This is a genomic window from Komagataeibacter sp. NFXK3, assembly GCF_054182245.1.
The window spans coordinates 1-24,502 of record NZ_JAPIVJ010000002.1 but is presented as its reverse complement, the minus strand read 5'-3'; the positions used below and the strand labels follow the sequence as shown (position 1 = coordinate 24,502).

General features: G+C 56.7%; 21 protein-coding genes, 1 tRNA gene and 1 pseudogene. 9 read left to right on the top strand and 14 right to left on the bottom strand.

Annotation, left to right across the window (positions count from 1 at the left end):
* Window positions 1-8: 8 nt before the first annotated feature.
* Window positions 9-143, bottom strand: coding sequence for a hypothetical protein (locus OQZ28_RS02315; protein ID WP_458135036.1), 135 nt, complete (start codon window positions 141-143; stop codon window positions 9-11).
* 129 nt (window positions 144-272) lie between these two features.
* Here OQZ28_RS02315 and OQZ28_RS02310 point away from each other — a divergent pair, with 129 nt between their 5' ends.
* From OQZ28_RS02310 to OQZ28_RS02290, 5 genes are all read left to right on the top strand, one after another.
* Complete coding sequence (locus OQZ28_RS02310) at window positions 273-575, top strand: (2Fe-2S)-binding protein (protein ID WP_130732759.1); 303 nt, start codon at window positions 273-275, stop codon at window positions 573-575.
* Window positions 557-1,927 (top strand): FAD-dependent oxidoreductase, encoded by a 1,371-nt coding sequence (locus OQZ28_RS02305; protein WP_458135035.1) that lies wholly within the window; start codon window positions 557-559, stop codon window positions 1,925-1,927. The genes OQZ28_RS02310 and OQZ28_RS02305 overlap by 19 nt, the downstream gene beginning before the upstream one ends.
* Window positions 1,924-3,063 carry an NAD(P)/FAD-dependent oxidoreductase gene (locus OQZ28_RS02300; protein ID WP_458135034.1) on the top strand — a complete coding sequence of 380 codons (1,140 nt, stop codon included), beginning with the start codon at window positions 1,924-1,926 and terminating at the stop codon, window positions 3,061-3,063. The genes OQZ28_RS02305 and OQZ28_RS02300 overlap by 4 nt, the downstream gene beginning before the upstream one ends.
* Before the next feature lie 201 nt (window positions 3,064-3,264).
* On the top strand, window positions 3,265-3,762 hold the full coding sequence (locus tag OQZ28_RS02295) for an Lrp/AsnC family transcriptional regulator (RefSeq protein ID WP_078524773.1): 498 nt from the start codon (window positions 3,265-3,267) through the stop codon (window positions 3,760-3,762).
* A gap of 153 nt (window positions 3,763-3,915) precedes the next feature.
* Entirely contained in the window at window positions 3,916-5,295 is a 1,380-nt protein-coding gene (locus tag OQZ28_RS02290) for an aminotransferase class III-fold pyridoxal phosphate-dependent enzyme (RefSeq protein ID WP_130732762.1), read from the top strand.
* 329 nt (window positions 5,296-5,624) lie between these two features.
* Here the strand turns inward: OQZ28_RS02290 and OQZ28_RS02285 are convergent, their stop codons facing one another.
* From OQZ28_RS02285 to OQZ28_RS02265, 5 genes are all read right to left on the bottom strand, one after another.
* The gene (locus tag OQZ28_RS02285; RefSeq protein ID WP_458135033.1) at window positions 5,625-6,974 is read right to left on the bottom strand and encodes an amino acid permease; all 1,350 of its coding nucleotides are present in this window, start codon (window positions 6,972-6,974) and stop codon (window positions 5,625-5,627) included.
* A 170-nt stretch (window positions 6,975-7,144) separates the two neighbouring features.
* Window positions 7,145-7,477, bottom strand: coding sequence for a tRNA-binding protein (locus OQZ28_RS02280; RefSeq protein WP_458135032.1), 333 nt, complete (start codon window positions 7,475-7,477; stop codon window positions 7,145-7,147).
* An 89-nt stretch (window positions 7,478-7,566) separates the two neighbouring features.
* Window positions 7,567-8,034, bottom strand: a complete 468-nt coding sequence (locus OQZ28_RS02275; RefSeq protein ID WP_130732765.1) for a hypothetical protein — start codon at window positions 8,032-8,034, stop codon at window positions 7,567-7,569.
* A 139-nt stretch (window positions 8,035-8,173) separates the two neighbouring features.
* The gene (locus OQZ28_RS02270; RefSeq protein ID WP_458135031.1) at window positions 8,174-10,171 is read right to left on the bottom strand and encodes an NAD(P)-binding protein; all 1,998 of its coding nucleotides are present in this window, start codon (window positions 10,169-10,171) and stop codon (window positions 8,174-8,176) included.
* 51 nt (window positions 10,172-10,222) lie between these two features.
* Window positions 10,223-10,951 (bottom strand): haloacid dehalogenase type II, encoded by a 729-nt coding sequence (locus OQZ28_RS02265; protein ID WP_242621950.1) that lies wholly within the window; start codon window positions 10,949-10,951, stop codon window positions 10,223-10,225.
* Window positions 10,952-11,380: 429 nt separating this feature from the next.
* On the opposite strand from OQZ28_RS02265, the gene OQZ28_RS02260 reads away from it, so the two are divergent.
* Both OQZ28_RS02260 and OQZ28_RS02255 read left to right on the top strand, forming a co-directional pair.
* Window positions 11,381-11,581, top strand: a complete 201-nt coding sequence (locus tag OQZ28_RS02260; protein WP_130732767.1) for a DUF2905 domain-containing protein — start codon at window positions 11,381-11,383, stop codon at window positions 11,579-11,581.
* Between the two features lie 204 nt (window positions 11,582-11,785).
* Window positions 11,786-12,505 (top strand): HAD-IA family hydrolase, encoded by a 720-nt coding sequence (locus OQZ28_RS02255; RefSeq protein WP_130732768.1) that lies wholly within the window; start codon window positions 11,786-11,788, stop codon window positions 12,503-12,505.
* A 201-nt stretch (window positions 12,506-12,706) separates the two neighbouring features.
* Here the strand turns inward: OQZ28_RS02255 and urtE are convergent, their stop codons facing one another.
* Genes urtE through urtA form a run of 5 tightly spaced genes read right to left on the bottom strand, consistent with a single transcriptional unit; the run spans window position 12,707 to window position 17,578 of the window.
* The gene (gene urtE / locus OQZ28_RS02250) at window positions 12,707-13,417 is read right to left on the bottom strand and encodes an urea ABC transporter ATP-binding subunit UrtE (protein ID WP_458135230.1); all 711 of its coding nucleotides are present in this window, start codon (window positions 13,415-13,417) and stop codon (window positions 12,707-12,709) included.
* Between the two features lie 22 nt (window positions 13,418-13,439).
* Window positions 13,440-14,186, bottom strand: coding sequence for an urea ABC transporter ATP-binding protein UrtD (urtD, locus tag OQZ28_RS02245; RefSeq protein WP_458135030.1), 747 nt, complete (start codon window positions 14,184-14,186; stop codon window positions 13,440-13,442).
* A gap of 21 nt (window positions 14,187-14,207) precedes the next feature.
* The gene (gene urtC, locus OQZ28_RS02240) at window positions 14,208-15,317 is read right to left on the bottom strand and encodes an urea ABC transporter permease subunit UrtC (protein WP_130732771.1); all 1,110 of its coding nucleotides are present in this window, start codon (window positions 15,315-15,317) and stop codon (window positions 14,208-14,210) included.
* 17 nt (window positions 15,318-15,334) lie between these two features.
* Window positions 15,335-16,261 (bottom strand): urea ABC transporter permease subunit UrtB, encoded by a 927-nt coding sequence (gene urtB, locus OQZ28_RS02235; protein ID WP_130732772.1) that lies wholly within the window; start codon window positions 16,259-16,261, stop codon window positions 15,335-15,337.
* A 51-nt stretch (window positions 16,262-16,312) separates the two neighbouring features.
* Window positions 16,313-17,578 (bottom strand): urea ABC transporter substrate-binding protein, encoded by a 1,266-nt coding sequence (gene urtA, locus OQZ28_RS02230; protein ID WP_458135229.1) that lies wholly within the window; start codon window positions 17,576-17,578, stop codon window positions 16,313-16,315.
* Between the two features lie 205 nt (window positions 17,579-17,783).
* Here urtA and OQZ28_RS02225 point away from each other — a divergent pair, with 205 nt between their 5' ends.
* Window positions 17,784-21,128 carry a hybrid sensor histidine kinase/response regulator gene (locus tag OQZ28_RS02225; protein WP_458135029.1) on the top strand — a complete coding sequence of 1,115 codons (3,345 nt, stop codon included), beginning with the start codon at window positions 17,784-17,786 and terminating at the stop codon, window positions 21,126-21,128.
* Window positions 21,125-22,027 carry a response regulator gene (locus OQZ28_RS02220; RefSeq protein ID WP_458135028.1) on the top strand — a complete coding sequence of 301 codons (903 nt, stop codon included), beginning with the start codon at window positions 21,125-21,127 and terminating at the stop codon, window positions 22,025-22,027. Before OQZ28_RS02225 ends, OQZ28_RS02220 begins: the two co-directional genes overlap by 4 nt.
* A gap of 36 nt (window positions 22,028-22,063) precedes the next feature.
* Here the strand turns inward: OQZ28_RS02220 and OQZ28_RS02215 are convergent, their stop codons facing one another.
* The 3 genes and pseudogenes from OQZ28_RS02215 to OQZ28_RS02205 all read right to left on the bottom strand — a co-directional run bounded on the left by OQZ28_RS02215 (window position 22,064) and on the right by OQZ28_RS02205 (window position 24,422).
* Window positions 22,064-23,074, bottom strand: a complete 1,011-nt coding sequence (locus OQZ28_RS02215; protein ID WP_130732950.1) for a formamidase — start codon at window positions 23,072-23,074, stop codon at window positions 22,064-22,066.
* A 264-nt stretch (window positions 23,075-23,338) separates the two neighbouring features.
* Window positions 23,339-24,122: pseudogene (locus tag OQZ28_RS02210) on the bottom strand (IS5 family transposase).
* Between the two features lie 223 nt (window positions 24,123-24,345).
* Window positions 24,346-24,422, bottom strand: a tRNA-Met gene (locus OQZ28_RS02205).
* Window positions 24,423-24,502: the final 80 nt, after the last annotated feature.

The following is a 24,502-nucleotide window of genomic DNA, read 5'->3' as shown; positions in this document are numbered from 1 at the left end:
TATGCGTTTTATCCGTAATGCCAGCCCAGCCAGCGCCGGGCGGCAGCCTCCATCATCGTGGCGGGCATGACACGCAGGTCGTACCCGTCATTGTACCGCGCGGGCTGGACATTATGTTTCGTACTCGCCACAAAAACGGTCATTCATGCTTTCCTGCACCTGTTTTTTTTAAACAAATTTCATTCTCGGTGCATGACTGTTTTGGATATGTGAATTCAGGTCGCATCCTCATATCATATGCCCTGCCAGCGGACCCAACCAAGAGAGAACCCATGCCGGCTTTATTCCGACGTGTAGCCGAAAAAGACCGAAAAACCATACGCCTGTTCGTAGATGGCCATGAAATCGAGGCGCTGGAAGGCGATACCTTGCTGGTCGCCCTGCTGACACGGACCAGACAGTTGCGCCACAATGAATTCGACAACGCACCACGGGCCGGGTTCTGCCTGATGGGAGCATGCCAGGACTGCTGGGTCTGGACCGAAGATGGCACGCAGCTCCGCGCGTGTTCGACCCCGGCCCAGCCCGGCATGCGCATTACCACAACGGAGGTCCCATGGCTGACGAACCTGTAATCGTCATTGGCGCGGGGCCTGCTGGCACGCGTGCGGCGCAACGGCTGGTGCAGGCAGGCCTGCGCCCGGTCGTCATTGATGAAAATGACCGCCAGGGCGGGCAGATCTATCGCCGCCAGCCGGAGAATTTCCATCGCACGCCCGAAAAGCTGTACGGCACCGAGGCGGCGAAGGCGACCGCCCTGCACACGGATTTCGACCTGCTGCGCCCCCGTATCGACTACCGCCCCGGCACGACTGTATGGGGCGTTTCGGATGAAGGGTTCATGACCGTGTGCGGGCAGGACGTGACCATCGTGCCGTTCAGCCAGGTCATTATCGCATCGGGGGCGACCGACCGGATCATGCCGGTGCCGGGCTGGACCACGCCGGGGGCCTACAGCCTTGGCGCCGCCCAGATCGCGCTGAAGGCACAGGCCTGCGCCATCGGGCAGAAGCCGGTTTTCATGGGCACTGGCCCGCTGCTCTATCTTGTGGCCTGGCAATACCTGCAGGCCGGGGCCAGACCAGCCGCCGTGCTTGATACCAGCGCGCTTTCCACGCGCATGAAGGGCCTGCGGCGCATGGCCAGCCGGGCACGGGTCGTAGCCAATGGCGTGCGCTACATGGCCGACCTCGCGCGTGCAGGCGTGCGGCTGCATGCAGGAATCACGCCACGCGCCATTGAAGCCAGCAACAACCAGGTATCCGGCGTGACATGGTGCGACAGTCGGGGCAGGCTGCGCCAGGTTTCGTGCGATGCGGTGGGCATGGGCTACGGCCTGCGCTCGGAAACGCAGCTGGCGGACCTGCTGAAATGCGAATTCATATTCGACCCCTGCTTTACCCAGTGGCGCCCGCATGTTGACCGCAATGGCCGCACCAGCCGGCCCGATGTGTACCTGGCGGGCGATGGCGTGCTGCTGCGCGGGGCCGACGCGGCCGAGGCTGCCGGCCAGCTTGCGGCCTGCGCCGTGCTGCGCGATGGCGGCCATAGCGTTGAAGACACCGAGTTCACGCAACTGCACGAAACGCTGGCCATCATGAACCGCTTTGGCCGGGGCCTGGCCGAAGCCTTCCCCTGGCCTGCGCATCTGGCCGGCGCCCTGCCCGACGAGACGGTGGTCTGCCGGTGCGAAAACATAACGGCGGGCGAGATCCGGCGGGCGGCAGGCGAGCTCGATGCCCCCGAGATGAACCGCGCCAAGGCCCTCACCCGCCCGGGCATGGGGCGGTGCCAGGGGCGCATGTGCGGCCTTGCCGCAGCCGAGATCCTGGCTGCGGCGCGCAATGTGCCCGTGCGTGAAGTCGGCCGCCTGCGCACCGCAGCGCCCGTCAAGCCCCTCCCCCTCAACTGCACGGTAAAATCATGACCACCTATCCGACCAACCGCATGCAGGCCGATGTGATTATTGTCGGCGGTGGCTTCATGGGGGCTGCCACGGCCTTTTTCCTGCGCAGGCAGGGGCTGTCGGTCATCCTGCTGGAACGCAACCTTGTGGGGCAGGCCGCAAGTGGCGTCAATTTTGGCAATGTGCGGCGGCAGAGCCGCTACCTGGGCCAGTTGCCGCTGGCCAACCGCTCGCGCGACATCTGGATCAACCTGCCCCGCCTGATCGGCGAAGACGCCGAGTTTGTCATGAGCGGGCATATCCTGGTCACCACCAGTGAAAAAGATGGCGCCCGGCTGGAAAAATACGCGGTTGACTGCAAGCCCTACGGCCTTGACCTGACCATCATGACCGGGGATCAGGCGCGCGCGAAGTTCCCCATGGTCGGCCCCGATATCCGCACGGTTTCCTATTCCCCGCTCGATGGGCATGCCAATCCGCGCCTGGCCGCCCCGGCCTTCGGGCGTGCGGCACGGCGTGCTGGCGCGCGGGTGTTCGAAAACACCGAAGTGTGCGCCATTACGAAAACATCCGAGGACTTCATCGTCGAGACCCGGAACGGACAGTCCTTCCAGGCCCCCCTCCTCCAGATTTCGAGCGGGGCATGGGGCCGGGCCATGGCCGCCTCCTTCGGCGAGGATATTCCCTTTGCCGCCAAGGGCCCGCAGATGGGGGTGACCGAACCGCTGCCCTACCGCATCGGGCCGGTCATCGGCAGTGCCTCGAGCGTACTGGAAGAAGGCGTCTATCTGCGGCAGGTCAAGCGCGGCAACATCGTGTATGGCGGCGGCCGGCGCAGCGTGGCGGACCTCGTGGCCAAGCGCTCGCCGATCGACCCGCTCAACACCATGCGCCAGATGCCCTACCTCGCCCGGTTGGTGCCGCAGATAGCGCGGCTGCGCGTGATCCGCACCTGGTCGGGCGTGGAAGGATATGTGGGCGACAACCTGCCCATCATGGGGCCGAGCAGCAAGGTGCCTGGCCTGTTCTTCGCCTTCGGTTTCTGCGGTCACGGCTTCCAGCTTGGCCCCGGCGTGGGCATGACCATGGCGGAACTGATTGCAACCGGGCGCACCGACATTCCGCTGGAACCCTTCCATATAAAACGGTTCCAGTAACCGGGTCCGGCGGACGCTGCGCGCATTCGTGCCGTTGGGGGGCGCCTTTACGCGCCTCCCTCCTACCGCGCGGAATGCATGACATGAAGCCGGAGGCATGCGATCTTCTTTTCTTATCCGTGCGGACATGCCACCTTCGTGCTGCACTGCGCATCGATGCCACAACAGCGGTTTTTATATGGACAAAGGTAATCGGCCAACATGATATCCCAGCCAAAACTGGACCGGATTGACCTGCGTATCCTTGCGCAACTGCAGCGCAACGGACGACTGACCAACGTGGAACTCGCACGCCGGGTGGGCCTGTCGGCCAGCCCATGCCTGATCAGGGTCAAGCGCCTGGAAAAAGCGGGATATATCGTCAGTTATGGCGCACAGATCAATTTACAGAAAATCAGCAGCCTGCTCACGGTCTTTACTGAAGTGACGCTATCGGACCACCGGCGGGATGATTTTTCGCGCTTCGAGACCTATATCCAGAAGATCTCCTCAGTCGTGGAATGCCATCTGGTCAGTGGCGGGTATGATTACCTGCTGAAGTTCATGACCAAAAGCGTGGACCATTATCAGGAAATTGTTGAAACAATGCTTGATCGCAATATCGGCATTGAGAAGTATTTCAGCTATATTGTCATTAAATCCCCGATCATCAAATCCGCCGTGGCGATTGAAAGCCTGCTGGATAGTAATGATACGTAAATTCCACGCCATGCCATCAGGACGATGGGCTGCACACATGATGGAAACGGCATAATCTGCCCCGGGTGGCGGCATTTCCCGTAACATCTTCTGTTGGTGTGTGACACAATCAACAGGTCTGTTAAAACTCCATAACATTTGGCTAAGCGCGACATGACCCCAGAAAAACTGATTTCCATCGACCGGGATCACCTGATCCATCCCGTTTCCTCCTGGCGAGATCAGGAAGAGGCCGGTCCCCGTATCCTGCACTCAGGCCATGGCGCCTGGCTCAAGGACATTCACGGCAAGGAACTGCTTGATGGCTTTTCCGGCCTGTGGTGCGTCAATGTCGGCTATGGCTGCAAGAGCGTGGTCGAGGCCGCGACCGAGCAGATGGCCCGCCTGCCCTATGCTACGGGCTATTTCGGCTTTGCCAGCGAACCCGCCATTACCCTTGCGGGCCGGCTGGCCGGGCGCGCGCCGGGCAACCTGAACCGCATCTTCTTTTCGCAGGGCGGGTCGGATGCAGTGGACAGCGCGCTGCGCTTCATCCGTTTCTACCAGCATGCCCGCGGCACGCCCGAGCGCCGTCATGTCATTGGCCTGGCGCGCGGCTATCACGGCTCCACCTATACGGGCGCGGGGCTGACGGCACTGGCGGCCTTCCATCGTGATGCCGATGTGCCCCTGTCGTGGCAGCACCATATTCCCAGCCCCTATGCCTATCGTCACCCCGGCGACAATAGCGATGCCGCCATCATCGCCGCCTCCGTGGCCTCGCTCAAGGCCAAGGTGGCCGAACTGGGTGCTGACAAGGTTGCGGCCTTCTTCTGCGAACCCGTGCAGGGTTCGGGCGGCGTGATCGTGCCGCCCGCAGGCTGGATGAAGGCCATGCGCGAGACATGCCGTGAACTGGGCATCCTGTTCGTGGCCGATGAGGTCATTACGGGTTTTGGCCGCACCGGCCCCCTGTTCGCCTGCGAACGCGAAAACGTGGTGCCCGACATGATGACGGTCGCCAAGGGCCTGACATCGGGTTATGCCCCGATGGGTGCCGTGTTCATGTCTGAAGACATTTACACCACCATCCGCGACAACACCCCACCCGGCGTTGCGGTTGGCCACGGCATGACCTACAGCGCGCACCCCGTCAGCGCCGCCATCGGCCTGGCCGTGCTGGATCTGTATGAGCAGGGTCTGCTGGCCAATGGCGTGAAGGCAGGTGAACACCTGGCCCACCGCCTGCATGCGCTGGGCAACCACGCGCTGGTGGGCGATGTGCGCGTAAGCGGCATGCTGGCCGGGATTGAACTGGTTACCGACAAGATGACCAAGCGCAAGCCGGACGCGAAGCTCAAGATTTCCAGCAAGCTGTCGAAAATCGGCTATGAAAAGGGCGTGCTGTTCCGTGCCTTTGGTGATGACATCATCGGCCTTGCCCCGCCGCTGTGCTGCACCATTGAAGAAGTCGACCTGCTGTGCGACCGCCTGACCGACGTGCTCGATGCCGTGCGCGACGATGCGGATGTGCGCGCTGCGCTTAAGGGCTGAGCAAGACTCCATAGCTGTTGAAAAGGCCGGGATATGGCATATCCCGGCCTTTTTATTATGCTGGCTTGATAAGAGACTGTTTGAAAAGTTAGCCCAGCAAACATCCAGAAATCATAAGGAAGTTTTTGGTGAAGCTTTTTTCAAAAAGCTTCAAAGAACACTACCTTTTTTAAAAAAAAGGCGGCACCCAAAAACTTTTATCATTTTTTATCAATGAGTTGTTTTCAAACAGTCTCTAAAAGTTTCTGCCTACCACTGCTTCTGACGCTTTTTGCAAAAAGCTTTTTTATGATGAGCCGATATTTATAGCGCGGCCCCGACCACGCCAATCAGGCACGGCGTCCGCGCCGCCGCACCATGTAAATCGCGACAAACAGCAGGCATGTGCCGAGGCTGGCCACAGCCGTTTCCCGCTGTGCGGGATTGCTGAACATGGCGATGAAGATAATCACCACCCCGCCCAGGCAGGCAATATTGACGGCTGGAAACAGGGGTATATGGAAACACGCTTTCCGTTCCGCCACGCCTGCCCTGCGGCGGAGAACGATATATGCCGTCATGATCAGGGAATACACCACAAGGATGACCGCCCCGCTGCAACTGAGCAGGAACGAAAAGACCGTATCGGGTGCAACGATGGAGGCGAAGGCCACAATACCTCCGGCCACGGAATTGGCCACGATGGCATTGACGGGCGTATGATGTCGGCCATGATGCTGTAGCGCCGCCGGGGCATCACCATGGCGCGCCAGTTCCGCCAGAATGCGCGATGTGATGTACAGGCTGGAATTCATGCACGAGATCACCGCCGTTAGCACCACGATCCGCATGCCTGCGGCAGCCCCCGGAATGTGCATGGCCTGCATGGCCATGACAAAGGGCGAATGCCCCGGCACGATATCGCTCCATGGCACGATCATCAGGATCAGGCCGATCGAGAGGCTGTAGAATAATGTCAGCCGCGTGCCCAGGCTCCGGGTTACATGCGCGACATTGCGGGCCGGTTCGGCCGTTTCCCCCGCCGCCACCGTCGCGATTTCAGAGCCGATCATGGTAAAAAGGACGGTGGGAACAATAGAAAGCACCGCAATGCCACCATGCGGCATGAAACCGCCATGCCCAAGCAGGTTATGCACCACCGACACGGGCGGCCCGAACAGGTGCCCGAGATACAGGCTACCCAGCAGCACGAACAGCACGATGCTGACCACCTTGACCATGGACAGCCAGAATTCACATTCGCCAAATATGCGCACCGCCACCAGATTGATGACCATGAGTGTGACAATCAGGCCCGTTGCCAGCAGCCAGACAGGCAGGTTGATGCTTTCATGCAGCAAGATAGCACCGGCAATCGCCTCGCTGCCCAGCACGACCAGCCAGAAAAACCAGTACAGCCAGCCTGCGGTAAAGGCCGCCCCATTGCCATGGGCCTCCCGGATATAGGCCACGAAGGAGCCCCGGCCGGGGCGGGCCGTTACCATCTCGCCCAGCATGCGCATGACCAGCATGACCAGCAGCCCCACCGCCACGAACGCCACCAGCACGGCTGGCCCGGCTGCGGCAATGGCCGCGCTGCTGCCCACAAACAGACCCGCGCCAATAGCCCCCCCAAGCGCAATCATGATGACATGACGCTGCCTGAGCGTGGACAGGGTATGATTAGCCGTATTGCCCATGCCGTGTACCGTTCCCTGCAAGGTTGGAAGAATGCCGGTCATGACGGATGGATGCTTTCCCATCCGCCATGACCAGCCCGTATCGTTCCCAGCCATTTATAGTACTGGCATATATTTGGTTTATATCGTTTATTATTGTTTCTTTATAGAAACATTTAGTGCGGCTGGCTTCAGCTCAGCCGGGTGCCATTGGGCACGCTGCGCTCGACCGATGCCAGCACGATGCCCTCCGGCGTTTCAAAACCCGATAGCAGGAACTGCGAACGGAAAGGACCGATCTGCTTTTCGGGGAAATTGATGATCCCGATCACCTGCCGCCCCACCAGCGTGTCGCGGTCATACAGTTTGGTAAACTGCGCGCTGGTTTTCAGTTCGCCATAAGGGCCGAAATCAGCCCATATCTTGTAGGCGGGCTTGCGAGCTTCGGGGAAATCCTCGACACGGACAATCGTGCCCGCGACGATCAGAACCTTTTCAAAATCATTCCAGCTGATTTTTTCCATAAGATGTCATTCTCCATCATGTAACGGGACAGGTGGCGCAGTTGTCTGCCCGGCGCTGTGGAATCATGGCGCGCCGGTTGCATCAGGCCTTATTCCATCATGTCCCAGCGGTGATAGACAACCACCGTGTCCCCATAACGATAGGACAGTGTCCTGCCATCCTTGGAGAGACTGTAATCCGCCGTGATTTCCACCTTGCCATTCCGTTTGACGACAAGATGGTAATTGTCATCATCGACTTTTGTAAAATACACGACATTGAACGGGATCGCGCCGCCCTGGCTGTGATATTCGATGCCGGGCGTGCCATCGACCTGAGCCGCCCAGTGCCCGGAGCTGAACTGCCCCTTGGCATTCAGCGTCATGAAGGAGACAAGGACCTTGCCTCCTTCCGTATAGGAAAAGAAGCGCAGCGCCTTGCGCGGTGCCGGGTCGGTGTAATGCGAGGCGGCAATATCCGCTTTCCACGGCCCGAGCAGGGCGGCGGAGACCTGCTCGCGCGCATCGGTGCCATGCCATGCCTCCTCCGCCGCCCGGGCCGCGGGCGTTCCTGACATTGCGGCCACAACCAACAGGCCCAGCGCAGTTCCAAGCCAGCGCGACCGGAACCGGGTAGGGAAATATCTGCTGTACATGTCCATTTACGCTCCATGCCACGACAGGGGGCAACAACATGGCCACCAATCGTGAATATGATTATATCCTGTTATAGTAACCGTAATTATGGGGCACCATTTCTTCTACCGCGCGCCAGGCCTGGTCGATGGCGGTATTGCACAGGTCCTGCCCCGAGGCATCGCTATTGGCGATGGAAATCCGGCCAAACTGGCGGCGGGCGATCTCGCAGGGCTGCTCACCCGTCGGGCTGGGCGGGTCAAAGAGTGAATTCTGCGCCATGGCAAAACCATGCGGCCACCGGTTGACGGTAATGCCCACAATGTCGCGCGCGGCATCAAAACCATAGGGGCCCAGTGCATCATTCATCTGGGTGCGCACGGCGCGTTCAAACACCGCGAAGGGGGTCTGGAGCAGCCCCATCCTCACCATCCGGAACTGCTGCTGCATGGTCAGGTTGTCAGGCATGTCGGTGCCCATGATGGCGTGCGTCATGGTATCATTGTTCAGGATGCCGGAATTGGTTCCGGTCATGAAGATCACGATGGCGCCCTTGGCGGGATCCATGTCCGGCGGCCCGTCATTGGGTGCCCACGGCACATCAAGGGCAAAGCTGCCAAAAAAACTGGCCGGTGTATCAATATGGTTCGTCCCGGCCTTGCGGAAGGCCTCCCAGTTACGGATCAGGACGGTGGTCATCTGGTTGGCGGCGCGCACGGCCTTGTGCTGGGCGGCTTTCTGTTCCTCGGGCATTTCGGGGCACAGATAGGGGATCATGTTGTTATTGCCCGCCAGGATGACGTTTTTGGCCATCACACGGCTGCACTTGCCATTGCGCATGTAATCCACGGCGACCTCGCGCGTGTCAGGCTCGAACAGGCCGACCGGGGCATCGCCAATATGCTGGACGCGCACAACAATACTGTTCAGCCGGATGCGGGCCGGGGCATTCGGGCGGTCAAGCGTGTCATAGCGCAGCCGTACCGTTTCCAGCGACTGCCACGTACCCTGCGGCAGGGATTGCGGCACCAGCTCGCGCACCATGAGCCGCGCCAGATCCGAATTGCCCGCAGGCATATGAAAATCGGCGGCCTCGTCCTCCGGGGCCTCGGGTGAATAGGGCGCGCGCGCCACCCCCAGGGTGGAAAAGCCTGGCGCATAACGGAAATAGGCGAACCAGGCGCTGGCCGCAGTCTTGCTCAGGCACCACACACCCGGCAGCCACGGCAGGCTCTCGGGCGCCACCTTCACGTAATCCAGCAGGTACTGCTTGTATGTTATCGATTGCAGGCGGGCGATCTTCTGCGCCGTGGTCATGCCCGCCATGTAATCGACCGTGCCGTGATAGACAGCGGCAAGGTCCTGGCGCACCCGCGGCGGCAGGTTGGCCGTTTTGAGGAACTCGGGCGTTGGCGCGGTAAAATGGACATGCGGGTAAAGCCGCCCGTCGCCCCCGCTCGCGCGCGGCAGGAAGGTTGCAGGCCGCATGCCCAACGCGGCGAAAGGATTGGTTTTCTCGCGCTTGACTGTAAAATCGGCCCCAAGGCTTTTGACGAATCCCCTTGCCTGCTCCGTCCACTGGTCCGGGGCCACGAAATAGGCCGAGCCCCCGGTGGTCATGAGCGTGCGGCCATCACTGACAAATTCGTTGCGCTTGGCATGCCCCCCGAAATCATCGTGATTGTCCAGCACCAGCACCCGCGCCTCCGGCCCGAAGCGCCGGCGGTAGAAACAGGCCGCCGCGAGGCCGCTCAGCCCGCCCCCCACCACAACAAGGTCATAGGTTTCGCCAGTGTGGACCGGCGCAGGATAGGCTGCGCCATCACGGCGGCCATGTGCTGCCTCGAACGCACCGGGATGGGCGCCACGCATGCCCTCGCGCACGGGGGGATAGGTCGCGGCATCCGCAATCGGTCCCGCATAATTGCTCAGGTCTGTCTGCACCCGGCCGGGGGTGGCGGCGTGGCTGGCACCAGCCCGGATCATGCCAGCGCCGAGCGCGGTTGCGGCAAGGCCATGAATGAGATCACGCCGTGAAATCGCGGCACCCATGCCCAGTTGTTTATCGCTGCTCTTCATACATGACCTCAACACCAGGGATATCAGGAAATGATGACAGGGAAACGGGCCTCAGCCTTCGGCCATTTCTTTCTTGTGCGCCTCGGCCAGTTCCGCCATGGAGTTGAAGCGGAAATCGACTTTCGGCATCGCGCCAGGGTCCATCGTCGCCCCGAACCCGTCCTGCGCGTGGCGGCGGTAGATCCAGCACGATGCCAGCCCCGCCCTGTTGGCGGGCTGATGGTCGTGAAACAGGCTTTCCGCCGTGTGCAGCACGTCTGACGGCCCCAGCCCGAGGTCGGCAAGGTATTCGAGCATGTATTCGAAGTTGCGCATGGACGGCTTGTACGACCCGATATCCTCGGCGGTGTAGATGCCATCAAAAACGACATTCAGCCGGGCATTGCTGCCGCTGAAGGAACGGGCATCGACATTGGACAGGATCACCAGCTTGAAATGCTGCTTGAGGTACTGAAGCGCTTCGGTGCTATCGGGAAAAGCAGGCCAGTTCGGCACGGACTGGCCGTAATCCTGCGCTTCGGAAATGGTGTGCGGCACGCCCCACTCCTCCGCGAGGCGACGATAGACACTTGCCAGAATGGCCGGGTATGGACGGCCGGGGGTCCATTTCTGCTGGCGGGACTCATATTTGGCATGGGCCTGCAGGATGGCATCGCGGCTGAGGGGTGTCTTCAGCCGCGATGTCAGGGGAGCAAGGGCGTTGATGATGCCTGTCTCCCAATCGATCAGGGTGCCGTAACAGTCGAAGGTCAGAACCTTGAAGTCTTTTAGTTTCATCATGCGCTCCATCATTGCGAAAATGCATCATGCCCCCGGCACAACCCGGAAACACAAAGTAACCTTACCTTGAACCCGTGTACATTTTGCGACACATACTATGATATACAGTGAATTGATGATCCTGTTGCGTTCAATTCCCTCATGAAGCCAGTTGAAGCACAAGCGTTTGATTAACTATACGATGGCACATCCGTTATGCGCCATTCGATTATATTTCGATATAAAAACGATATTCCATGTCGTACCGGCGAAGGAAACGGCAGAATATGGGGCATCGCACATGCCGCTTATGCACGCCGCCCCGGGCACGCCCTGCCGCACGCCAGCAGGGCTTGATCCCGGCGGCATGATATCCATTTTCATGGGAGATGGCCGTGTACATGACAAGACACGGACGAGCCCGACCATGACTGGACTGGATCATACCCCATGCCCCGCATTCTGATTGCTGCCGGCGTGCTTCTTGTTGCCGCAGGCCTGTTCTGGCCTTTTGTGTCACGCCTGCCCCTTGGCAGGCTACCGGGCGATATTCTGATACAGCGGCCGAATTTCACGCTTTACATGCCCATTACAAGTGGCCTGCTCATAAGCCTCCTTGTCTCGTGCATCCTGTGGCTCATGCGGCGCTGAAAGCGCAGGCGACCCGGAGCAGGCAGGCGCCATGCCTTTGCTTTTGCCCTGCCCGGTCGATGCAGAACGGCGCAAAGCGCTGAAAACCACATGGACTTCAGCATGATATTTCTGGTTCGTAATGATAGGCATGATTCATGAAGGACTGACCTTCAGATAATGAAATGCCGCTGAATTACAGCAATCGCGGCAAGGAGTGCTGACATGAAATCATGGCCTGAAGTACTGACATTTGATGTGGTTGGAACCCTGATTGATTTTGAAAGCGGCATGGTGGACTTCATCCGCGCCCATTGCGGCCCGGCGGGGCAGGCCATGGACCGCGAGGCCTTTCTCGCCGCCTATGGCGCGGCGCATGACCGCGCGGGCACGCTCCTGTTCCCCGATGACATGGTGCCCGTCTATCACATCCTGGCCGAACAGTTCGACCTGCCGCGCGATGATGCCATTGCCGAGGCCTTTGCGCAGGATGCCCGCAACTGGAAGCCTTTCCCCGATACGGTGGCGGCCCTGAAGCGGCTTTCGAAGCATTTCAAGCTTGTGGCCATGACAAATTGCCAGCGCTGGGCATTTTCAGGGCTGGAAAAGTCGCTGGACTATCCTTTCTTTGATACCGTTACGGTAGACGACGCCCTGTGTGAAAAGCCGGACCCGGAATTCTTTGCCTTTACGCGCGGGCGCCTCAGCCGTGACGGTATTGTAAAGGACAAGATCCTGCATGTGGCCCAGAGCCAGTTTCATGATATCGGCATTGCGCGGGAAATGGGCTATTGCGTATGCTGGATCGAACGCCGGCAGGGACTGGAAGGCTATGGCGCGACCATCGCCGTGGAAGAAGCCACCATTCCTGATTATCATTTTGCCACGCTGGCCGAACTGGCTGACTTCATGGATGAAAAGGCTCCCGTAGCCGCCATGGCATAAAAGGACGCCTTGGCGCCGCCTGTACCTGACAAAGGCGGCGCCAGACCCCTCCCCCTCCCGATCATGCGCCAACCGTTAACGCTGCACGGCAGTGCCCCGGGCCAGTATTATGCTGGTCATGGCGCGATCTGAGCGCACCCTGCGCAGGTCCGGTACACCGCGATGGCACCCAACCAAAGCGACAGAAAGAAAACGGGCCTGTCAGACGGAAAGAAAACGCATCAGCTGTTCCCCATCAGCCTCGGCCCGGCTGCACTGATGGATTATGTTGCCCCCTTCGATGACCACGATCCTGTCGGCCACATCCAGTGCAAAGCTCAGCACCTGTTCAGACACGATAATACTCAGATCCGTCTCATCCCTGATCTTTCTTAATGTTCGCGCCAGTTCCAGAATCAGGGAGGGTTGTATGCCTTCCGTCGGTTCATCAAGAAGCAGTACATGCGGCCCGGTTGCCAGGGCCCGCGCAATGGCAAGCTGCTGCTGCTGCCCACCAGACAGATTACCGCCCCGGCGCTCCCCCAGTTCCTTCAGCACGGGAAAGAGATCATATAATTTCTGGGGAATGGTCCTGCTTCCCCTGACAAATAATCCACTTTCAATATTTTCAGTTACTGTCATGGCGGAAAATATCATGCGCCCCTGTGGCACATAAGCCAGACCAGCCTTGACACGCTGCCATGACGGCAGGTGCGTGATATCTTTTCCATCCAGAATGATATTTCCGCTGCGGGCGGCAATATTGCCAATCAGCGCCTTCATGAGTGTCGTCTTGCCCATGCCGTTACGCCCCATGAGCGTTACGATTTCGCCCCGCCCGACCTGAAGATCAACGCCATGGAGCACTTCACTGGCCCCATAAGCAACATTCAGGTCCTTGATATCAAGCGTAATGTCCGGCAATGCGGTCACAGCACTGATCTTGTCTATGCTCTCAGTGGCCAAGATACACCTCCACAACCTTCGGATCGTTTTTCACGCTCTCCATCGACCCCTCGGACAGGATCTGCCCCCGATTCAGGACTGTTACCTTGTGGGCAATCTGTTCGACAAAGCCCATATCGTGCTCGATAACCAGTACGGAACGGGACTTTGTTATGGATTGCAGAAGATCTGCCGTACGTCGCCGTTCGCTTACCGTCATGCCTGCAACAGGTTCGTCAAGCATGAGCAGGGCCGGGTCCTGAATAAGCAGCATGCCTATCTCAAGCCACTGTTTCTGTCCGTGACTGAGTTCTGACGCCTTGCGATCCAACTGGTCTTGCAGAAAGATCATTTCCGCTACTTCATGGATGCGCTCGATCACGGCGGCACTGCGACGAAACAGCAGGCTTTCAAAAACACCGCGGCCATGTGGATAGGAAATTTCCAGGTTTTCGAATACGTTCAGATCTTCATACACGGATGGCGTCTGGAACTTTCGCCCCACACCTGCACGCACGATGTCATATTCCTTGAGTCTGGTCAGTTCTTTTCCAGCAAAACGAATGGAACCGCCGGTCGCCTTGGTCCGCCCACAGATCAGGTCCAGAACCGTTGTCTTTCCGGCCCCATTGGGGCCGATGATGACCCGGATTTCTTCTTTACCCACATTGAATGATAGGTCGTTTATGACCTGAAACCCGTCAAAAGAAACGCTCAGGTCTTTGACTTCCAGTAGACTTCCATCATCTAACGGCATTTTGCGCCTCCTTATGCCTGCTTACACCCGCGCAGGCTTGAAACGGGCCGTCAGCGCCGCCACCAATCGGGTCATGTATCGATCCAGATAATTCTGGTACAGGCTGCTCAGCCCCCCGGGCAGAAACAGGACAACCCCGATAAACAGGGCCCCCATGGCAAATGTCCAGATTTCTGGCATGCTTTCCGAAAAGCTGGTACGGGCCCAGTTGACCAGAAGGGTGCCATAGACAGCCCCAAGCAGGGAATTGCGGCCACCGACGGCACAGTAAATGACCATGTCGATTGACGGGACAATGCCAACAAAGGTGGGAGACATGAACCCGACCTCAAGCGTAAACAATGCCCCACCGATACCGGCCATCGCCGCGGAAAGCGTAAAGGCAAATATCTTGAAGTTCACAACATTATAGCCGGAAAACCTTACCCGGTTTTCCTGGTCGCGCATGGCATGCAGGATGCGGCCAAGCTTGCTGCTGCGCACGAACCATACAAACAGCATGCAGGCAAGAAGAAGCACCACACCAATATAATAAAGCACGAGCTTGGCGTGATCCGTCCTGATATCCCATCCATCAAGCGTGCGCAGGTCCGTAATCCCGTTGACCCCACCGGTATAACCCTGCTGGCCAATAATCAGAATGGTCAGAACCGAGGCAATCGCCTGTGTTATGATGGCAAAATAGGTTCCTCCCACCTGCCGCCGGAACATGGCAAACCCGATCAGCGCGGCCAGCGCGGCAGGCACGGCCATAACAGCAATCAGGGAAAAGGGCAGACTGTGAAAAGGCTTCCAGAACCATGGCAGGGCCGTGATCTGGTTCCAGTCCATGAAATCCGGGATGCCGGGCGTCGACTGGTTTTTTGTGGCTTCTACGGTCGATGCCTGCAGTTTCAGGAACATGGCCATGCAGTATCCGCCAAGACCGAAAAAAATCCCCTGCCCCAGGCTGAGAATGCCAGCATCTCCCCAGCATACGACCAGACCGATCGTAACAAAGGCATATGTCAGATATTTGCCAACAAGATTAAGGCGGAACGGCTCCAGGCCGCCAGGCAGGACCACCAGCAGGAAGCACGCCAGGATGGAAAAGAAAATGATATCTTTACGTTTCTGAATGGAAAGCGACACTGTTTCCTCCCTTCCGCCTAGCGGCGCACTTTCATGGAAAATAGCCCTTGTGGCCGCAGCATCAGGATGCCGATTACCGTCAACAGGACGATAACCTGCGCCATGGAACCGCTGAGAAAGAACTCCAGGATGGAACGCGCCTGGGAAATACTGAAAGCCGATGCAATAGTGCCGCCAAGACTTTGTGTCCCGCCAAATGCCACGACCAGAAAGGTATCGACAATATATTGCTGTCCGGCCGTGGGGCTGGTTGAACCGATCATGGTAAAGGCAGCCCCGGCAACGCCGGCAACACCGCAACCCAGCCCGAAAGTAAGGCGATCAATCCACTCGGTATTAATTCCGACAGCCCCCGCCATGCTCCGGTTCTGCATGACCGCGCGCACCTGGCACCCCCACCGCGACTTCAGCAGCAGGGCATAGATGCCGAGTGTGATAAAGAATGTCAGGCCAACCACAATGACGCCATTGACCGGAATCTGGGTGGTTTCGTTCAGGTTGAACGACCCCATCATCCAGTCCGGTAGCTGCACCCCCACCTCACGTGCGCCAAAGACGGAACGGAAAAGCTGCTGCAGCATCAGGCTGACACCCCACGTTGCCAGCAGGGTATCTAGCGGGCGACGATAGAGAAAGCGTATCAACCCCCATTCCAGTAGCATTCCAACGGCACCTGCAACAATAAATGCCAGGATGACAGCAATAAAAAAATATGCACCGAACAATGTGGGTATCCAGCGACTGAATACCTGTGAGCAGACATACGTCGTATAAGCGCCGAGAATCATGAACTCGCCATGCGCCATGTTAATGACGCCCATCTGGCCAAAAACAATGGCCAGCCCAAGCGCCATTAACAAAAAGACGGAAAACAAGATCAGACCCGCGAAACTTTGCATGACAAAGATCGATGTCAGATCACTGAACGAATATCCCCAGAGCATGATCTGCCACTCCCGATATTGGAAAAAATCAGTCGCCAACCCTGTGGCAGGTCACTGGTAGCCACTGGGGAATGGATCGGGCTTCATAAGATCAGGCGTTGTATAGACCACATCAAACTGCCCGTCTGTCCGGGCGCGGCCGATCAGGGTCTTGCTCCACAGATGGTGATTATCCGCAATGCGGACATAGCCTTCGGGTGCATCGCCAAACTCTACGCCCGGAGAGGCGTCGATCACCTTGCTCACATCAAAGCTGCTTGCCTTTTCCACGGCCAGTTTCCACAACCACGGGCCAAGATAGGCGGATTGCGTGACATCCCCGATCACGCTTTTTTCGCCCCACATTTTCTTGAATGCAGCCACGAATTTCTTGTTGGCGGGATTATCGAGACTCTGGAAATATTTCATGCAGGCATAGGCACCCGCAATATTTTCGCCGCCTATACCCAGGATTTCATCTTCCGTAACGGAGATTGTCATGAGATTATGCTTGCTCAGGTCCAGGCCAGCAGCTTTCATTTGCTTATAGAATGCAACATTCGATCCGCCAACAATGATGGCGTAAATAACATCCGGTTTTTTCAGCTTGATCTTGTTGATAACGGAATTGAACTGCGTATCGCCCAGCGGGAAATACTCTTCACCAACAACACTTGAATCCTTGAGGTGCTTTTCAATATGCTTGCGGGCAATCTTGTTCGCCGTCCGCGGCCAGATGTAATCCGACCCCAGAAGATAGTAGGTCTTGGCGCCCTTTTCCCTGCTGATCCAGTCCAGGCCCGCTAGGATCTGCTGCGTGGCTTCCTGCCCGGTATAAATAACATTTCGGGACTGCTCGAGCCCTTCATAGAAGGTGGGGTAATATAACAGACCGTTATACTGCTCAAAAACCGGCAGAACCGCCTTGCGCGAAGCCGATGTCCAGCATCCAAAAACCGATGCACATTTATCGTTTTCCAGCAGTTTCCGTGCCTTTTCGGCAAAAGTGGGCCAGTCGCTGGCACCATCTTCCTGAATATACTTGATCTTGCGGCCCAGGACCCCGCCCGTTTCGTTGATCTGGTCGATCGCCAGCTTTTCAGCCTCGACCGACCCCGTTTCACTCAATGCCATTGTGCCGGTAATTGAATGAAGAATTCCTACCGTTACACTATCGTCCGTAACGGCCAGCCCGGATGTGTTGACCGACGCCGTAGCGGGTGTATCCGCCGAAGCCAGACCGGGAAAAATCATCCCCAACGAGAGCATGGACATGCCACCCAGCAGCTGGCGCCTGCTTGCGACATAACGGGATGGGGGAGTTCTTTTGTCTGACATGGCGCTTCTTTCCTTACATTCACCCGTGGGGAAACTGTATGAAGTGACGCCTGCCAGTTTCAGGAAATGATGCTGCCCAACCATACGTCGATTGACGTACGGCACCTGCGTATCTGGCGGGTTCCGGGCCTGGAAATGTTCCGGTATAATAACCTTTCGCAAGTCACTTTCCTGAGTCCCGGCTGCCATCAAGGAAAGAGCATCCATGCCGCCACAGCAGCGCATTATTGGTTCCCGACGCGATTACAACCGGTGGGTTGCCAACGAAACACTGGAAGATTATGCGCTGCGCTTTACACCCCGTAGCGCACGCCGCTGGTCCATACTGAGCGTTGCCAATACGGCGTTTGGCGGCGTGTCCTTTCTGGCCCTTGAAATGATCGGTGGTTTTGCATTCCTGCATTATGGCTTCACAAATGCTGTGATCGCCCTGGCGCTATCCATATTCCTGATTTTTTTCCTGAGCCTGCCCATCAGTTATTATTCATCAAAGTATAATATAGATATAGATCTGCTGGCCCGAGGGGCGGGGTTTGGCTATATTGGCTCTGCATTGACCTCGCTCGTCTATGCATCCTTTACATTCATATTCTTTGCTATCGAAGGCATGATTCTGGCAGGCATGCTGAATACATGCTTCCATATCCCGTTATCCATGGGATATGCCCTGTCCGCGCTTGTCGTGATACCGATCGTCATGAACGGTTTCACGCTGATCAGCCGTTTCCAGAAATGGACGACCGCCATCTGGCTGGTCCTGCAGCTCGCGCCGTTTGTCGCCATGATGTGGCACAGTCCAGGCCGCTTCAGTGAATGGGTACACACCCCCTTTGCCCCCGCCACCGCGTTGGAGCCGATACTTGCAATCGGTGGGGCCATGTCACTGATCTTTTCCGTCATTACACAAATTGGCGAACAGGCGGATTTCCTGCGGTTTCTACCGACCCCACACACATATCGACAGCATATCGGATGGTGGACCGCCATTCTGGTCTGTGGCGCAGGCTGGATCTTTCCCGGCGGGCTCAAGATCCTTGCCGGCATGTTTCTGGCATGGCTTGTGCTGGGGCATGGCCTTTCGCCAGCAGACGCCCAGGAACCGACGACCATGTACCTGCTGGCATTTCGGGAGGTGACCTCAAACCCGCCCCTTGCCATGGGGCTTGCCGCAATGTTCATCACGCTCTCGCAAATCAGGATCAATATTACCAATGCCTATGCCGGCTCCATTGCATGGTCCAATTTCTTCTCCCGCATGACCCATAGCCATCCAGGCCGGATTGTCTGGCTCGTGTTCAATGTCGGCCTTGCACTTCTTCTTATGGAAATGGATGTTTATGCAACGTTTATAAATATTCTTCTTATCCATTCAAACATCGCCGCCTCATGGATTGGTGCCCTGACAGCGGACCTGGTCATTAACAAGCCGCTGCGCATCAGCCCGCCAGGCATCGAATTCCGGCGTGCCTATCTATATGACATCAATCCTGTAGGGGTGGGCGGCATGACCGGGGGGTTGATCCTTGCCGCCCTGGCGTGGAGCGGGGCACTCGGCGCGACAGCCGCGGCCTTCTCTCCCCTGCTCGGGCTAGCGGGGGCATTCATTCTGGTTCCCGTGATCGGATATATGACCACAGGCCGCTACTACCTGGCCCGCAACCCCATGAAGCTCGTGCCGGGGCAGCCGATACTGCGTACATGCGTGATCTGCCAGAACACGTTTGAAGCAGAAGACATGGCACGGTGCTCCGTCTATGCCGGGTTTATCTGTTCCCTGTGCTGCACCCTGGATTCCCGCTGCCACGATCACTGCAAACCGTCGGCGACCCGCATGCCGCAACAGTTTGCCCATATTGCCCATCGCATCCTGCCGCAGTCGGTCATGTCCCACATCTCTCCCGTCATGGCGCTTTATATATGTATCATCATGATCCTCATGGCAGTGTCGGCCCTTGTCCTGGGCAGTCTTTACTGGGCTATCTGGCAGCACTCCCCTGCTGAGGCGGCTCAGGTCAAAATCATATTCTGGAAAGTTTTCCTGTTCCTTCAGCTTCCCCAGACAGTGCTTGCCTGGTTTCTTGCCCTGCGACATCGCAGCTACCTGGCCTCTGAACATGAAAACCGCTACCAGACCCGATTGCTGAGAAACGAGATCAGGGCCCATCGCCGTACGGATGCGATGCTGAAAAAAGCCAAGGATCGGGCGGAAAGCGCCAATCTGTCCAAAAGCCGCTTCATGGTTGGCGTCAGCCATGAGATACGGACCCCCCTCAATTCCATTCTCGGCTATGCTTACCTTCTGGAGCACCGCATGCTGGCACCCGGGCGCCAGCAGGAAGGGCTCAAGGTCATCCAGCGCAGCGCGGAGCATCTGAGCGGCCTGGTGGAAGGACTGTTTGATATATCGAAAATCGAAGCGGGCCGTCTGGATATTCTGCGTGAGAAGATCAACCTGCCTGAATTCCTGCGCCATCTGACCGGCATGATGGAATTCCAGGCCACGCAGAAAGGTCTCTCCTTCATATGCGACATACCTGAAAACCTGCCCCGATATGTTTACAGTGACCAGCGGCGATTAAGGCAGATTCTGATCAATCTTCTTTCCAATGCCATAAAATTCACAAAGCATGGTTCTGTTTCCTTCAACATACGTTGGAATCTTGAAATCGCCACCTTTGAAATCCGCGATACGGGCATAGGCATCCCGGAAGAAGACCGGGAACGTATTCTTGAACCCTTCCAGCGTGGCAGCATGGCAACTGCCAGCAGCATAGCCGGTACGGGGCTGGGCCTGACCATAACACAATTACTGGTGCAAATACTTGGCGGCGATCTGAAATTCACCAGCAAAGTGGGGGTCGGCACAACCTGCCGGGTCCGACTTATGCTTTCAGAAGCCCTTACTGATGAAAAAATAACGCCGGCCGTTTCCATGCCCGCGCATCACGGCAGCCAGAAGCCCCGTATATTCGTGGTCGATGATGACCCCATTCATCGAGGACTGGTTACCGACATTCTCGAGCCATTGGGTTTCGTAATCTATACGGCAACAAACGGCGCAGAATGCCTTGATACCGCGCGGCATGTCCCCATCGACCTGTTTCTTCTGGATATCATGATGCCCGGTATGAACGGATGGGAACTTGCGCACAAGATCCGCCATGACATTAATCCCCATGCTGTCATTCTTATGGTGTCAGCCAACAGGATATCCCGGGTTTCTTCTTTTCATGACCGGCTGTGCGATGGCATGCTGTACAAGCCTGTTTCGATACCGGAATTCGTTGGCAAGATCGAGTTACTCCTGAAAAGCAGGAAATCAGCGGTGCCATCTTCCATTCGCCCGATGTCATCTCGAAAAATTCAGAAAAAAGACATTGAAGAACTCCGGCGACTGGCTCAGATTGGTTACATAAGCGGAATATTAAAATTCCTTGATCAGATGGAAACCGCACCTTCATCCGATATTGAAATCCTTCGGAAAATGGCGGGTCATTTTGATATTCAGAAATTACTATCCTTTCTGAATACATACGAGACAGAGGCATGACAGGGATCATACTGGTTATCGACGATGCGCCGGATAACCTGGCGCTCATATCCGATATTCTTGAAAGTGGGCAATACACGCCTCTCGTCAGCACTTCTGCCGAACAGGCTTTTTCCATCCTGCCGCAGATAGAGGTAGATCTTATCCTGCTTGATGCAGTCATGCCGGGAACAGATGGCTTTCAGGCCTGCCAGCAAATAAAAAATCAGGCACAGTATGCCCATATTCCCGTTATCTTCATGACAGGACTGTCGGAGCAGCAGCACATTGTGCAGGCATTCAATGCCGGGAGTGTGGATTATATCATTAAACCGGTACAGCCCGCGGAACTGCTGGCCCGGGTCCGGACGCATCTGAAGAATGCGCGCAAGGCCCATCATGCCTTTCGGGCTCTAAACTTTTCCGGGCGGCATTTCCTGGCCACCGATCCTGCCGGTCACAGCCTGTGGTTTACACCCCATGTGCCGGCAATGCTGGAATACACGTTGCATGAGGGCGCTCCCGCCCTGCCTGGCGACATGCAGAAATGGCTTCTGAACTGCATCAGCCAGCCTGATCAGGTAGACTCGCAATTTTTTTATTCCTCGCGCAAGGAAGGAGAAAACAGCATCACCCTGTCCTTTATGGGACAGCAGAAACCGGGAGAATTTCTGGTTCGCCTGGCCGTTACGGATTCAAATCGGAACAGGGAAATCATTCAGAAAACATTAAAACTGACTGCCAGAGAAGCTGAAGTCATAATCTGGCTGGCACAAGGAAAAACCTATCGTGATATTGCAGATATACTTTCCATCAGTCCACGCACGGTCAACAAGCATCTGGAACAGAGCTATGTCAAAATAGGCGTGGAAAACCGCGCCTCTGCTACCGCCCGGGTGTTGCAGGTATTGCAGAAATAAAAAATGCCGGCTGTTGAACAGCCGGCATGAACAAGGTCATTTTTTAGGCATCGGCCCAAGTTTCACACCTTCGGGATAGTATTTCCATCCATCCCGGATACGGACTTTTTCATCCCAGGGCAGTTTGTACTGACCTGCTGCCAGATCAGTCACCCATGTCAGGTAATTGGCACGTTCGCCTCCCGGTTTGCCAACGTAGGCACGGCACCCAAGGTTGAATATATTATTTTCAAGAGCCCAGTTTTCACGTGCCTTGTCAGACAGTCGCGGAAAGAGTTCCGCCGTCACGATTTCCCATGGATTGCGCTGGCCCTGCTGAATGACGTTTCCATCATAGTTGCAGACGGTACCTTCACCGAAATAGTAGAATACATTGTCATACCCGGCCAGATTAACCGATATGGTATACATGAGATTCTGCCAGGCATTGGTCCTGTTTGTCCATATCCACTGGTCATTTACCTGGGTGGAATATCCTGAAATACGGATATAGACGTTTGCACCCTTATAAGCCGCTTCACGCGCCAGTTCCGGGAACATACCATCGTGGCAGATACATACGGCCAGCTTCGAGCCCTTGGGACCGTCGCATACTGGCATACCAAGATTGCCGGGTGACCACGGCTCGATAGGCACCCATGGCTGCAACTTGCGGTAATGCAGTGCTATTTCGCCATCAGAATTGATGATTATTGCTGTATTATACGGCGGCAGGGACGGATCTTCGTTCTTTTCCATCAAGGAAAATACGCCCCAGACATCATTTTCCCGACATGCCTGGCGAAAACGACCTATTTCCGGACTTTCCAGCGTAAGGAGCATTTCATCATAGGTCCAGATGGCTGTATTGAGTCCCTGAGTCGAATATTCCGGAAAAACGATAAGATCGAGATCAGGGTAACCCGCCTTTGTAGAAGCAACCGCACGACATATCTGGTCAACCTGTGTCTGAATATCTTCAGGACCCTTTACAACCGGAACAGGGTACTGAATCAATGCAACAAGAAGGGCTTCTTCCCATGCACTTACACTGCCAGTGCTACCCATGAGTATCTCCTCTAGACTATTGAAAGCTGTATTGCCTTAAAATGGCGACTTTCGTGACGAATAGGGAAAGGGTATTTGTCTTTCCTGTATCATGATGTTCTAATCATTTAAAAAACAATGACATACGTCGTTTAACGTACTGTTTTAAACGGTATTTCTGTCAGGAAACCAATCAGGCGTCGCACCAGCTCCGCTGCCTGCGCTGCAAATACAACCTGCGGGATGCACGCTGCTACGGCAGATTATATCAAGGTCGAGGGCCTGTTAGGCCTTGATATAGTCTGCTGTAGCCGCGATGAGGATGACAGAGAGAAAGGATGCCGCAGTCTTCTCATATCGGGTCGCGACAGCCCGCCACTCCTTGAGCTCTGCCGCAGATTTTCGACCAGATGCCGGTAGTCTGTAAGCCTATTTGGGACAGGCGATTTCCGGATCATTCTTCCTTGGCGGAATGACAGGACGTGCCTCCCAGTCCCAGAGATCTTCACGGAATTTGTGCGAGGCATACCCACAATCACAGACGAGATAGGTCGGTAGGTGCGTCAGGTCGTCGAGCAGGGCATAAGCGGAGGCAGTTCATGTGCCTGTCCGGGCGACAGCGTGAAAGACAGTGCCCTGCCATGTCCATCCGCGGCTACGCAGACCTTGGTGCCAAAGCCTCCACGTGAGCGGCCAGGCGCCTTACGATCCCTGAGGTATCCTCTGCATTCGCCTTTTTGGCAGCCCCGGCCGCTTTGTGATGGGCACGGATCGTCATACCACCGAGAAGGACCATGCCAAGGGCCTGATCTCTGTTTTTGATCTTTTCAAAGAGGCGCTGCCATATTCCGAGCTTCGACCAGCGAATAAACAACTGTACAGCAATCCACTACGGACCAAACTCAGATGGCAGAGCGCGCCATTTAGCACCGTTCTGATGGCGCCAGAAAATCGCGGATATCGTCCGTCGAAGGTTCTTCGGTGAGGTCTTGCCCTTACCCTTAAGACGGACTTCCTCGATCAAAGGCTCCCAGACGGACCAGGCCTGATCAGAAAAAACAGGCTGCATCATGTTCATCATAGCTGCCTGATGTGATGACATGCAGGGCAGTAGGTGCCCCAGCGCGTCCACGGCCCTGTGCAGCTTTTCTTGGATATACGATCTGATTTTTTAGCTTTTACCGTGCTTACCGTCCTGCTTGCCTTCCCTATGCATGCTGCGGTGTGTTCTGGAACGCAAAAAGCCACCCTTTTGGGGTGGCTTTTTGTTTGTCTTATCAGACGGAGATATCTGGTTGCGGGGGCAGGATTTGAACCTGCGGCCTTCAGGTTATGAGCCTGACGAGCTACCGGGCTGCTCCACCCCGCGATTGTAGGGGAGACTGGAAGACCTGGCGGCGACCGACTTTCCCGTGCCTTAAGGCACAGTATCATGGGCGCTGGGGGTTT